This window comes from Lutispora thermophila DSM 19022 (assembly GCF_900142105.1).
Taxonomy (GTDB): Bacteria; Bacillota; Clostridia; order Lutisporales; family Lutisporaceae; genus Lutispora; species Lutispora thermophila.
The window spans coordinates 59,146-71,903 of record NZ_FQZS01000011.1 but is presented as its reverse complement, the minus strand read 5'-3'; the positions used below and the strand labels follow the sequence as shown (position 1 = coordinate 71,903).

Here is a 12,758-nt window from a genome sequence, read left to right as displayed (position 1 = left end):
AACTCCTCCTATATTTCACTTATTATCCCTGTTACCAGTTTAATAAATTTTTCTTTTACTTCTTCGGCTGTTTTTATAACTTCTTGGTGATTTAAAGGTTTATCCAATACACCAGCTGCCATATTAGTAATGCACGATATGCCTATTACTTCCATCTCTGCATGATTAGCTGCAATTACTTCTGGTACAGTCGACATTCCAACTGCATCCGCTCCCAAAATCCTAAGCATTCTTATTTCAGCAGGTGTTTCATAGGAAGGACCAGTCATAGATGCATAGACTCCTTCTTTAATGGGTATGTTTAATTTATCAGAAACATTTTTAACTATTTCCCTCATTCGATATGAATATGCATTTGACATATCAGGAAATCTTGTTCCTATGCTGTTTAGATTAGGGCCAATAAGTGGATTAGTGAACATAAAATTAATATGGTCTTTAATCAACATCAGATCTCCCGGTCTATAGCTTGTGTTTATTCCTCCAGCTGCGTTGGTTACAATTAGCTTATTTACTCCTAGTGATTTCATAACCCATACTGGAAAAGCAGTTTCTTTCATGCTATATCCTTCATAAAAATGGAATCTTCCTTGCATAATTGCTACTTTTATATTATTTATTCGACCAAAAACAAATCTGCTCTTATGTCCTTCTATGGTAGAAACAGGGAAATGGGGAATGTTGCTATAATCAACAATTTTTTGATTTTCTGCCTTTTCACCTAACACACCTAATCCGGAACCTAAAATAAGACAGATATCAGGTTTTTCATCTAAATAGTTTTCTATATATTTTTTAGCTTCTAAAATCTTTTTATCTAATTCCATCATATGTCACTCCTTTATTATTAAGGATTTGAAAGATAGACCTTCAATATTGCCTTTTATATTTAATATATCTAGTATTGTTGCCCCTAAATCGCAAAAACAATTTCTTGTTCCAATATTTACGTTGTTTTTGATGTTTCTGCCATAGATAAGAATAGGCACATACTCTCTTGAGTGATCTGTACTTGGAGTAGATGGATCGCAACCATGATCTGCAGTTATTATTAATATATCTTCATCCTTTAAAGTACTAATTATATTTGGTAACATTCTATCAAACTCCATAATGGCATCACCATATCCTTCAACATCATTTCTATGGCCATATAGCATATCGAAATCAACTAGATTAGTAAATATTAAACCTTTGTTATTCTCATTTATGAATTGTATGGTCTTGTTTATGCCATCCAAATTACTTTCTGTATGGGCAGAATGAGTTATTCCTTGAGAAGCAAAAATATTTTCTATTTTACCAACTGCTATTACATCCATATTACATTCTTTTATATAGTCAAGCATTGTTTTCCCTATTGGTTTTAAAGAAAAATCTTTTCTATTAGGTGTACGTTTATATTCTCCTGATTTACCTACAAATGGCCTGGCTATAATTCTGCCAACTCCATAAGGACCTTTCATTATATCCCTTACGATACCGCATATTTCATAAAGCTTTTCCAATTTTATGACGTCTTCATGTGCTGCTATCTGCAACACACTATCCGCAGACGTATATATAATAGGTTTTCCTGTTTTTACATGTAGATCACCAAGTCTATTTATGATCTCAGTGCCTGAAGCAACTTCATTACCAATAGTTTTTACATCAATGGCATCTTCTATTTTTTTTATGAGTTCATCAGGAAAAGCATTAGGAAATGTTGGGAAAGGTTCTGTTAACTTCAAACCAGCTATTTCCCAATGTCCAGTTGTTGTATCCTTGCCATAGGAAGCTTCTTCAGCTCTTCCATATGCACCTTTTGGATTACTTGATTTTTTTACATATTTACTTATGCCATCTATATTTCCTATGCCTAATTCTACCAAGTTATCGATGCGAAAATTACTATGATATTTTGCTATATTGCCTAGAGTATCACTACCTTCATCGCCATATTTATAAGCGTCTGGTAAATATCCAATGCCTAGACTGTCCAACACTATCAAAACTACTCTGTTTATCAATATTATTCCTCCCAGCTATAATAAAAACTAAAGGGCTTTAAGCCCTTGGATGTGTCCTGTTATAGACTTCTCTTATTCTAGTATTGTTGATTTTGCTATATATTTGAGTAGTAGATATATCTGAATGTCCTAACATTTCTTGTAATGATTGCAAATCTGCACCGTTTTCTATTAAATGTACAGCAAAAGAGTGTCTTAATGTATGGGGCGTAATTGATTTGCATATGTTTGCTTTTTGTGTATAGTGTTTTACTATTTTCCAAAAGCCCTGCCTTGTCATTCTTCCACCATGCAAGTTGAGAAAAAGAGCTTTTTCATCTTCTCTAGGATTTAACTCAGCTCGATACTCATTTAGGTAAAGCTTTATATACTTTAGACAATATGTACCTACTGGAATTGTTCTATTTTTACCATTTACTCCATTGCAAACCAAAAGGCCATTATCCAGATCTATATCTTCCACATTCAATGAAATTAATTCTGTAACTCTAATGCCAGTTGCATATAATAACTCTAACATGGCTTTATCTCTTACACCTTTAACATCTGAAGGATCGGGTTGCTCTAGCAACTTTTCAACTTCTTTCTTAGTCAGTACAGAAGGTAATTTTTTCTCAACCTTAGGGGATTCCAGCTCTAGTGTAGGATTATTATCAATAAACCTATTGTTAACCAAAAAATTGAAAAAACATCTTAAAGAAGCTAAATGTCTTGATATTGTAGATGTAGTCTTCCCTTCTTTTTGTAAAAATATAAGATATGATATTATTATTGTTTTTGTAACACTATTAATAGGTTGCTTACGATTTTCTAAATATGAGCAAAACATTTTTACATCTCTAATATATGATTCTAATGTATTCTGACTAAGCTTTTTTTCATTACTTAAATAATCAGAAAAGGTTTCCATATATGTCATAGCTTTATCCCCTTTTTTAATTATCTTTTTACATATTCAACATAAAACAAAAAAATCCTCCATAGTATGCAAAATTTACTACACTACAAACACAATTTTATATTAAAAAAGAGGAAATTCCTCTAATAAAAACAGGAGTTATGTATGACTCTATTACAATTGATAATATTATCATCATTGATCCTAGCATAAACAAAAATAGATAATTGATTAAGTTTTGGCTTTTTTTCTCATATCTTATTTCACTTCTTGACTTTAGTATGTATAGGCTATATTGAAGTGAAATTGTGCATAAGAATATTGTGCCAGGAATCGAAATTATACAATGAGGCAATAAAGAAGCGATGGAAAAAATCAATCCTTTTTTACCGAAACCTCTTACTAAGAACGCTATGGAAAATCCAAAGCAGAAACCTTTAAATATAGCATAAAGGGGTGAGAAAGCAATACCTAAGTATGTAAGACCAAATACTAATAGTAATATAATAGATAACATATTATTTGCTAATGAAGCTTTCAAAATACTAAAACTACTTAATGTATTAGCGGGTATAAGAGCAAAGAACCCATTTAGATATTTAATCAGCAGATCTTTCGATTCTAAAGTAAGATTATTTACCCAATATGCTCCAAAGCTTATCCCCAATGAAAACACAATTATGAAACCTAAGTAGAATAATCTGTTTTCTCGTATGTTTTTAAGGATTGAATAATTTAATCTGCTGAACATATCTACCATCCTCCTCAGACATTTGTCCACATTTCATTAAAATATATGCCTGAGGTATAGATAATATTCTTTATAGTTTAAAGATGGTTAACATGGCTATTATAGTTTTTGCATCAGTTATTTCACCATTTTTTATCATTTCAAAGGCCTCATCAACCTTATATTTATATATATTGATAAACTCATCGTCATCTTTATTGAGTTTGCTCTTTCTAAGATCTTCTGCTTTAAAAATATATATTTTCTCATCAGCAAACCCAGGTGAAGTGAATATTCTAGTAATATATGTAAGTTTATTTGATGTATATCCAACTTCTTCTTGAAGTTCTCTTAATGCGCATTCTATTGGTTCTTCTCCTGCTTCCAGTTTGCCAGCAGGAATTTCTATAAGTTCACTATCTATAGCTTTCCTGTATTGCTTTACGAAATATATATTTCCTGAGTTATCAATTGGTAAGATTGCTACAGCTCCGGGGTGTCTCACTATTTCTCTTTCAGCAATCTTATCATTTGGTAAAATTACAGTTTCAATATCTAACGTAACTACTTTTCCAGTGTATATGTTCTTGTTTTTAATAGTTTTTTCATATGTATTCATTTTACACCTCCATTAGGAATTATTTTAGATTGATGACATATAATATTTTAACATTAATTGAGGAGGTATATAATATATGATTAAAATTTTTACTAATAAAAGTTTTTACTTTATAGGTAAATTTTCAGATCTTATATATATACTTAATGATATTGCTAAAAAAAATGCTTCATTAAAAGAATACCTGACCAGAGAAAATGTATAAATGGATCTAATAATGGATTTAACTATTATTGTTATAAATAAATACAATAATAGCTCAGAGTGATAAAATGAAAAAAGAAAGGCTTCCAATGATGCAATACATAATAAGGAAGCTTTCTTTATATATGTTACGAAGGGTATATGTTAGAAATCAACCAATTTTCATTTCTAATCTTAACTTGTCAGCTACCATTGCAATAAACTCTGAATTAGTGGGTTTACCTTTATCGTTATGTATAGTATAGCCAAAGAGGTTATTTATCACATCTATTCTACCTCTTCCCCAAGCTACTTCTATTGCATGTCTTATAGCTCTTTCAACTCTACTTGAAGTAGTATTATATTTTCTGGCGATTGATGGATATAATTCTTTAGTGACTGCACTTAGCAATTCAATATTATTTACAACCATTGTTATTGCTTCTCTTAAATATATGTAACCTTTTATATGAGCAGGAACTCCAATTTCATGGATAATACTTGTTATTGCAGATTCTAAATCTTGACCTGGTGAATTAGAAGATGTATTAATTACGGATGATGATTGCAACAATACCTTTTTATCTGGACTAGAGGATATTAAGCCCATGGACTCTCTTATTCTTCTAGCGAATATATCCATGTCAAAAGGCTTAACTACATAATACTCTGCACCTAATGCCAGTGATTTTTGTGTTATTTTGTCTTGACCTACAGCAGAAAGAATTATTATTTTAGGTATTTTTTCTAATTTCATGTTGTTTAATTTTTCTAATACACCTAATCCATCAAGATGGGGCATTATAATATCTAATATTACAACATCTGGCTGTTTAGATGTTATTAGATCAAGCGCCTCTATACCATCTTTAGCTGTACCAACGACTTCAAAGTCATCTTGCAATTCTAAATATTCACTTAAAATACTGCAAAAATCTTTGTTATCATCAGCAATTAGTATTTTAATTTTGCTAAAGTCCATTTACTTTCCTCCTTTTTAGTAGTTTAATTAGTTATTCGACAGAGTAAAAACATTTCCTGCTATATAATACCAATTATCGTTCATAAAATTCAAACAAATTGAGACAGTAAATTAGTATAAAAAACAACAAATTTTGCTAACTATAATTAAAGCAAAACGGTGTTTTCACACCGTTTAGAAAAATAACTTTACTCTCCGGCTGCTTTAGTATATTTGTATGATTGTGTTATATTTGTTTCTTTAAGCATCCACTCAGCAAAAATGCCATATCCTTTTAAAGGATCATTAATTAATACATGTGTAACTGCACCTACTAGCATTCCATTTTGAATTATAGGACTTCCTGACATTCCTTGCACAATGCCGCCTGTTTTTTCTATAAGCTTTTCATCTGTAATTTTAATTATCATACTTTTTGAGCTTGCGCTGTTTTGTCTAAATATTTTTTGAATCTCGATATCGAACTCCTCAACTTTATCATTATCTACAGTTGTGAGAATTTTTGCAGGTCCTTCTTTTACTTGTGTACTTAATGCTACGGGCATTGAAGGCCTTCTTTTATCAATTGCATTTTTCTCTAATGTTCCGTATATTCCAAATGGTGTATTTTTTGAGATGAATCCATATGTTCCTTTGCTTTCATTAAATAATCCAACTATTTCGCCAGGAGCAGATTTTTTTGCTTTCTGTATACTTATTACTTTAGATTTCATGATGCTGCCTTTATCAACATCAATAAGCACCCCTGAATCAATATCTGTAATACCATGACCTAAAGCTGCAAATTCCATTGTCTTAAGATCATAAAAAGTCATTGTTCCAACACCTGCAATATTGTCTCTAACCCATAAGCCCATTTTGTATAATTTATCTTCATTACTTTGAACTGGTTTTATTGATAGTTCCAAAGGTTTACCTTTTCTTTCAATGGATACTTTCAATTTTTTCCCTTTATTTTCCTCATTATTAATGATTTCTATTATATCTTGTTCATTTTCAATATTTATACCATTTATTTTTAGTATTTTATCCCCGACTGCAAAACCGCTGTCTGCAGCAGGAGAAACTTTTTTACCATTTATGTCTATTATTGTTGATAAACCCACAACTAAAATTCCTTTTGATTCAATTTTAACCCCAATAGATTCACCGGATGGAACCACTTCGACATTAGGTATTGTTTTTGTTATAATGCTTTTCTTAGATAAAAAGCTAAAAATGTTTAAATCTTCCTGGGTTAAATATATGTCATGAGATAAATCTGTCATTAATGAAGATGCTACCAAAATCAGACATAAAATAAAAAAGGATATTATACTCCTCCAAATGTTGTTTTTTTCAAATCTTTGCAAAAGCTTCACTCTCCTGTTTCCCCAGAAGAATTCGCCCTTCAAATTTCTTTCTCTAAATTTAATTTTCCTATTTCATAGTCCCATTATTCTATTAAATAATTGACATGGAATTATAAGCTTGTATTAAAAAAAGGCTTTTATAAAGCCTTTTTGCTATTTAATAACTCTTTTGCCATGTTTATTGAAAAATCTAAATCATCATCAAAAGCAATCATTTTAACAATTTCAGATATTCTTTCATCATCATTCAAACTAGTTATTTCGGAGTAGGTTTTATTGCCTTCAATATGTTTTCTTACACATATATGGTTATCTGCAAAGCAAGCTATTTGAGGTAGATGGGTTATGCATATTGTTTGAATTCTTTTTGAAATATTATAGAGTTTTTCACCTACAATATTGGCTGTATGACCGCCAATTCCTGCATCAATTTCATCAAATATAATAATATCGTTATTCTGATACTCAGATAGTACAGATTTAATTGCTAACATAACCCTTGAAACTTCTCCACCTGATGCTACTTTTATCAGCGGCTTCTCTGGTTCTCCAGGATTAGCTGAAAGCATGAACTCAATTCTATCAATCCCTTCTTTGCTAATCCTTTCTGGATTATTTTTCAAATCTACAATGAATCTTGCTCCAACCATATTAAGATCTTTAAGCTCTTTTTCAACTTTGTTTTCAAGCATCCTTGCCAATTCTTGTCTTATATTAGAAATTTCACAAGCTGTTTCAAAATATTTTTCTTTTAGTAGACTTATTTTATTCTCGTATTCCTTTACTATTTTATCATTGTTTAATAGGTTATTATATTCAATTATTGCTTCGTTTCTATACTCAATTATTTTATCTATTGTGGTACCATATTTCCGCATTAACTTATCTATTAGTTCTAATCTTTCTTCTATTGCCTCTATTTCTCCACTATTAAACTCTATATTATCTTTATACTGTCTGATGGGATTTTTTAAATCTTCCAGCTTATAATATATTTCAGCTATGTGGTCTTTTAAATCAATTAGTTTTTCATCAACTCTAGTTAGATCTTCTAATGATTGTAATGAGTTACCAAGAATATCTAATACAGATTTGCTACCTCCATAACCATGAAACAAATCACCATATACAGAAGAGATGGTATTTAGCAATTTTTCACTATTATTCAATATTTTTTTTCTATTGATAAGCTTTTCGTATTCTCCTGTATTTAAACTTGCATTGTTAATTTCATCTATTTGATATTTTAATAAATCAAGCTTTCTTTCTCTTTCTTGGCTAGTGCCATATAATTGCTGCAGTTTATCCTCCAAGTTCAAAATATCATCTACTATAACCGAAAGCTCATTTAGTTTATTTAAAAATGTTTCCGAGCCAAAGCTATCTAAAAACTTTATATGCATAGTTGGCTTAAACAATAATTGATGTTCATTTTGTGCTACAATATCAATCAATAAAGGTGCGATAGACTTCAGCATAGTCAAAGTGACTGCTTGTCCGTTTATTCTACACAAAGATCTTCCCGTTGATGTGATTTCTCTTTGTATTAATAATGTTTTATCTTCTTCTGGACTAACCCCTATATTCAAAAGCCTTTCATTAATATCAGATAAATTATTGGGGATGATAAAAAGTCCTTGTATAATTGCTTTATCAGCGCCAGTTTTTATATCATCTTTGCTGAATTTACCCCCGCATAGCACTTCTATGGCATCAATTATTACAGATTTTCCTGATCCAGTTTCTCCGGTAATTACATTAAAGCCTTCGGTGAAAACTACTCGTTCTTCGTTAAAAATAATATAATTTTTTATAAACAATTCCTGCAGCATTTACTTCACCTATTTCATTAATTTTTTGAATCTTTCCATAACAGGAATAACGCTTTCCTCATTTCTCACAAGTACAAATATGGTATTATCACCTGCAACAGTGCCTACTACTTCTTTTATATCAAAAGCGTCCAAAGCTTCTGCTGCTGCATTTGCTGCTCCTGAAAAAGTCTTAATTACAATTATATTTCCAGAATAGTCCAAACTTAAAACTGTCTCTGCAAATACTTTATAAAGTCTTTCATTTAGCATACTATCTTGTTCTTTCATTGCGGCATATTTATATCTTCCATCTTCGGTAAGTACTTTAATAAGTCTTAATTCTTTTATGTCTCTTGATACAGTAGCTTGAGTTACATTTATGCCTGATTTTTTCAGCATTTCGGCTAATTCTTCTTGAGTCTCGATTATATTGTCTTCAATAATCTCAAGTATCTTTGCATGTCTGGAAATTTTCATTTAGTTCCCTCCATTATTATAATTTTAAGTTTGACTCCCATCGTTCAGATATTTTTTTCCTTAATACTTGATAAAAACTTCTGTCTTTTAGTTTAACCAGACTTGTATAACATTGAGCTTGTCTTATAGTTACAATGTCACCTGCTTTTAGTTTATAGCCTTGCTGACCATCAACAGTAAGCATAACTTCAGTATTATTTTGGCAAACCTCAATCTTTACAATATCTTCATGAGACACTACAATGGATCTGGAATGAAGGATATGTGGGCATATTGGTGTAATTATCATTACTTTAACATCAGGACTTACAATAGGTCCTCCAGCAGATAACGAATAAGCCGTTGAACCAGTTGGACTTGATACTACTACCCCGTCAGCAGAATACAAATCTACAAAATCATCATTTATGTATATGCCCATCCTAATAATCCTAGAAAAAGGCCCTTTGGTTATTCCGATATCGTTTAAAGCGATTGATTTTTCCATTTGTATGTTATCTGTTTCTACAGTGGCTTCCAGCATCATTCTTTTTTCTATTTCATATTCTCCAGCTATTAACTTCTCAAATGCTGGGAACATATCCTCAGCTTCCACTTCAGTGAGAAAACCAAGATGACCTAAATTAATTCCAAAGAGAGGAACATTATAATATGCTGATTGTCTGGCAATGTTTAGAAGGGTACCATCTCCTCCTAATACAATTATAAAATCACTATTAATAAAAATATCTTCGTTATTAAAACCTAAATCTGGCTTACCTATTCTTAATGCGATGCCTGTGTTTAATAATACATCTTGTTTATTATCTAAAAGCCAATTTGTAATTTTTTCTGTAAGGCTTAAATTACTATCTTTACTTAGATTTGGTATAATACCTATTTTTGACAAAAACCAACACCGTCCTATACCAATTATTATATATTTTATATACATCAAATGTATATATATAATTTTACATTAATTTTGAAAATATATCCATATTTTTTCATAAACTATTTAAAATATTCATGAGCTTCCATAACAACTCTTTTTATTTCATCATTTAATTCGTTCATTATAAAGGACTCTGAGCTTTTTACTAGTAAAATCAAATATTCTATATTTCCTTCAGGGCCTTTTATGGGGGAATATGTTAGTCCACCTACTTTAAGCTTAAGTTCCATTTGGCAGAAATCACATATATCAGTAATAACCTGGATATGCACATTTTTGTCTCTTACTACTCCTTTTTTACCGACATTTTCTTTTCCTGCTTCAAACTGTGGTTTTATAAGGCAAACAAGCCTTGAACTTTCTTTTAATAGCAATAATACAGCCGGTAAAACTTTTTTCAAGGATATGAATGATACATCTATAGAAGCAAAATCTAATCTATCCGGAACCATGTCTGGAGTTACATACCTTATATTAGTTCTTTCCATGACAATTACTCTATTATCATTTCGTAGTTTCCAGGCCAGTTGTCCATATCCTACATCAATAGCATATACTTTCATTGCGCCATTCTGAAGCATGCAATCTGTAAAACCACCGGTTGAAGCTCCAATATCTGCAGCAATCATGCCGTGAAGATCAATATTAAAAAATTCCATAGCCTTTGCAAGCTTTAAACCACCTCGGCTTACATAAGGCAAAGTATTTCCTCTAATTTCAATACTTGATTCTGCATCAACTTTAGTTCCTGGTTTATCTACTTTTTTTTCATCAACATAAACAATCCCGGACATAATAATTGCCCGGGCTTTTTCTCTGCTTTCAACTAGCCCTTTTTCTGTAAGCAGTATATCTAATCTTTTTTTATTTTGAGTCATTTTTATCCACCTTAATATCTGAAAGTATTATATTGCATATGCTTTCCGTGTCCAGTCTTTCTAATTTCAATAACTCACTTATTGAGCCATGGGTTATTATGCCGTTTTCATGTGCAAATATTTTTAAATCCACTTTCTTATTATTTTTAGAATAGTATTCTAGTATACTGCTTCCAAGACCTCCCTCATATACATTGTCTTCCAAAGTATACATAGGTAATGATTTGGAAGCTAATTCATCAAGCAAATTTTTGTCTATTGGTTTAATAAACCTAATATTTACCAAAGTCATATAAATATTTGCTTTTTTTAAGATTTCACATATTTCAATTGCACTACCTATCATGGTTCCTTCAGCAATCATTATCCCATGTTTTCCATTAAATAATACTTCACCTTTTCCATATTCTATAGGACTGTCTTGAAAATCATAATATGGTGCCTCTCCTCTTGGATATCTAATAGCAACCGGGCCTTCTATATGAAGTGCAAATTCTAGCATTTTTTCTAGTTCGGAACCAGATTTTGGGCTCATAATTGTGATGTTGGGCATACTTCTTAAATAAGAGATATCATATACACCCTGATGGGTTTCTCCATCTTGACCAACAAGCCCAGCCCTATCAATGGCAAATATAACAGGCAGGTTTTGAAGGCAAATATCATGAAGTACTTGGTCGTATGCTCTTTGTAGGAAAGTAGAATATACAGCAAAAATAGGTTTGAAGCCGTTCTTTGCCAATCCAGCTGAAAATGTTACAGCATGTTGTTCTGCAATGCCTACATCAAAGAATCTATCCTTAAATTTTTCTGCAAATTTGCTTAGTCCTGTTCCTTCGGGCATAGCAGCTGTAATTGCTACGATTCTTTTATCTTCTTGTGCCAGTTTAATAAGTTTATCACCAAAAACTGAAGAATAGGACTTGCCGTTATTCTTGCTCAGTGATTCACCTGTTTCAACAAGAAACGGTCCAACTCCATGATATTTTTCAGGTTTATCTTCTGCGATTTTATATCCATTTCCTTTTTTTGTTATAACATGGATTAAAACGGGATGTTTCTTGTAATTTTTTGCTCTGGATATAATTTTTTCCATAGTCTTTATATCATGCCCATCTATAGGACCTAGATATTTAAATCCAAGTTCTTCAAACATTATTCCCTTTACTACTAGATATTTAAACCAATCGCGGCATTTTGCTGCTATTTTATATAGATTTTTACCTATAATAGGAATTTTATTTAAAATAAATTCCAATTCATTTTTAAATTTAAAATATATTTTACCAGTCCTTAATCTTCCCAGATAAGTACTAAGACCACCTACATTTTTAGAAATTGACATTTCATTATCATTTAATATTAAAATAATATTTGTATTAAGGTGAGAGACATTATTTAATGCTTCTAATGCCATTCCACCACCTAAAGAGCCATCGCCTATTACTGCAACTATCGAATAATCTTCTCCTTTTAAATCCCTAGCTTTTGCCATACCCAATGCTGCGGATATGGAAGTGCTGCTGTGTCCTGTGTTAAAGATATCATGGGGACTTTCGGATGTTTTGGGAAATCCGCTGATGCCGCCAAAGCTTCTTAGAGTCTTAAAACTTTCTCTTCTGCCTGTAATAATTTTATGAACATAACATTGATGCCCAACATCCCATATAATCTTATCTTTTGGGGAATCAAAAACTCTATGTAAAGCTAGAGTTAATTCTATAACACCTAAATTAGAGGCAAGATGCCCTCCGTTTTTTGAAACAACTTCAATGATATAGTTCCTTATCTCTGTGCAAAGTTCATCCAATTCTTTATAATTAAGTTTTTTAACATCCTCTGGACTATTGATTTTGTCTAAGTGTTTGTACATTGTTAA

General features: G+C 31.2%; 12 protein-coding genes. All 12 read right to left on the bottom strand.

The annotated features are described in order from the left end of the window. Positions 1 to 8: 8 nt before the first annotated feature. A complete protein-coding gene (locus tag BUB48_RS09055; RefSeq protein ID WP_073025917.1) occupies positions 9 to 827 on the bottom strand; it encodes a purine-nucleoside phosphorylase in 819 nt (272 codons plus the stop codon). Between the two features lie 6 nt (positions 828 to 833). Continuing rightward, the gene (locus BUB48_RS09050) at positions 834 to 2,009 is read right to left on the bottom strand and encodes a phosphopentomutase (protein WP_073025968.1); all 1,176 of its coding nucleotides are present in this window, start codon (positions 2,007 to 2,009) and stop codon (positions 834 to 836) included. A 40-nt stretch (positions 2,010 to 2,049) separates the two neighbouring features. Then, positions 2,050 to 2,931 carry a site-specific tyrosine recombinase XerD gene (gene xerD, locus BUB48_RS09045; protein WP_139249951.1) on the bottom strand — a complete coding sequence of 294 codons (882 nt, stop codon included), beginning with the start codon at positions 2,929 to 2,931 and terminating at the stop codon, positions 2,050 to 2,052. 97 nt (positions 2,932 to 3,028) lie between these two features. Next, positions 3,029 to 3,661 (bottom strand): stage II sporulation protein M, encoded by a 633-nt coding sequence (gene spoIIM / locus BUB48_RS19125; RefSeq protein ID WP_073025916.1) that lies wholly within the window; start codon positions 3,659 to 3,661, stop codon positions 3,029 to 3,031. Positions 3,662 to 3,731: 70 nt separating this feature from the next. After that, a complete protein-coding gene (locus BUB48_RS09035; protein ID WP_073025915.1) occupies positions 3,732 to 4,259 on the bottom strand; it encodes an NUDIX hydrolase in 528 nt (175 codons plus the stop codon). Positions 4,260 to 4,614: 355 nt separating this feature from the next. Next, on the bottom strand, positions 4,615 to 5,424 hold the full coding sequence (gene spo0A, locus BUB48_RS09030; RefSeq protein WP_073025914.1) for a sporulation transcription factor Spo0A: 810 nt from the start codon (positions 5,422 to 5,424) through the stop codon (positions 4,615 to 4,617). A 188-nt stretch (positions 5,425 to 5,612) separates the two neighbouring features. After that, positions 5,613 to 6,776, bottom strand: coding sequence for a SpoIVB peptidase (spoIVB, locus tag BUB48_RS09025; RefSeq protein ID WP_139249950.1), 1,164 nt, complete (start codon positions 6,774 to 6,776; stop codon positions 5,613 to 5,615). Between the two features lie 137 nt (positions 6,777 to 6,913). Continuing rightward, positions 6,914 to 8,608: a DNA repair protein RecN gene (recN, locus tag BUB48_RS09020; protein WP_073025912.1), complete on the bottom strand. Its 1,695-nt coding sequence runs from the start codon at positions 8,606 to 8,608 to the stop codon at positions 6,914 to 6,916. Positions 8,609 to 8,617: 9 nt separating this feature from the next. Further along, a complete protein-coding gene (locus BUB48_RS09015; protein WP_073025911.1) occupies positions 8,618 to 9,067 on the bottom strand; it encodes an arginine repressor in 450 nt (149 codons plus the stop codon). 16 nt (positions 9,068 to 9,083) lie between these two features. Next, positions 9,084 to 9,956: an NAD(+)/NADH kinase gene (locus BUB48_RS09010; protein ID WP_073025910.1), complete on the bottom strand. Its 873-nt coding sequence runs from the start codon at positions 9,954 to 9,956 to the stop codon at positions 9,084 to 9,086. Between the two features lie 104 nt (positions 9,957 to 10,060). Continuing rightward, positions 10,061 to 10,879: a TlyA family RNA methyltransferase gene (locus BUB48_RS09005; protein WP_073025909.1), complete on the bottom strand. Its 819-nt coding sequence runs from the start codon at positions 10,877 to 10,879 to the stop codon at positions 10,061 to 10,063. After that, positions 10,866 to 12,752 carry a 1-deoxy-D-xylulose-5-phosphate synthase gene (gene dxs / locus BUB48_RS09000; RefSeq protein WP_073025908.1) on the bottom strand — a complete coding sequence of 629 codons (1,887 nt, stop codon included), beginning with the start codon at positions 12,750 to 12,752 and terminating at the stop codon, positions 10,866 to 10,868. The genes BUB48_RS09005 and dxs overlap by 14 nt, the downstream gene beginning before the upstream one ends. Positions 12,753 to 12,758 lie beyond the last annotated feature (6 nt).

Bases quoted from the DNA above. Each gene is read 5' to 3' on its own strand.
- BUB48_RS09055 (WP_073025917.1), bottom strand. From the start codon at position 827: ATGGAATTAGATAAAAAGATTTTAGAAGCTAAAAAATATATAGAAAAC.
- xerD (WP_139249951.1), bottom strand. From the start codon at position 2,931: ATGACATATATGGAAACCTTTTCTGATTATTTAAGTAATGAAAAAAAG.
- spoIIM (WP_073025916.1), bottom strand. From the start codon at position 3,661: ATGTTCAGCAGATTAAATTATTCAATCCTTAAAAACATACGAGAAAAC.
- BUB48_RS09035 (WP_073025915.1), bottom strand. From the start codon at position 4,259: ATGAATACATATGAAAAAACTATTAAAAACAAGAACATATACACTGGA.
- spo0A (WP_073025914.1), bottom strand. From the start codon at position 5,424: ATGGACTTTAGCAAAATTAAAATACTAATTGCTGATGATAACAAAGAT.
- recN (WP_073025912.1), bottom strand. From the start codon at position 8,608: ATGCTGCAGGAATTGTTTATAAAAAATTATATTATTTTTAACGAAGAA.
- BUB48_RS09015 (WP_073025911.1), bottom strand. From the start codon at position 9,067: ATGAAAATTTCCAGACATGCAAAGATACTTGAGATTATTGAAGACAAT.
- BUB48_RS09005 (WP_073025909.1), bottom strand. From the start codon at position 10,879: ATGACTCAAAATAAAAAAAGATTAGATATACTGCTTACAGAAAAAGGG.
- dxs (WP_073025908.1), bottom strand. From the start codon at position 12,752: ATGTACAAACACTTAGACAAAATCAATAGTCCAGAGGATGTTAAAAAA.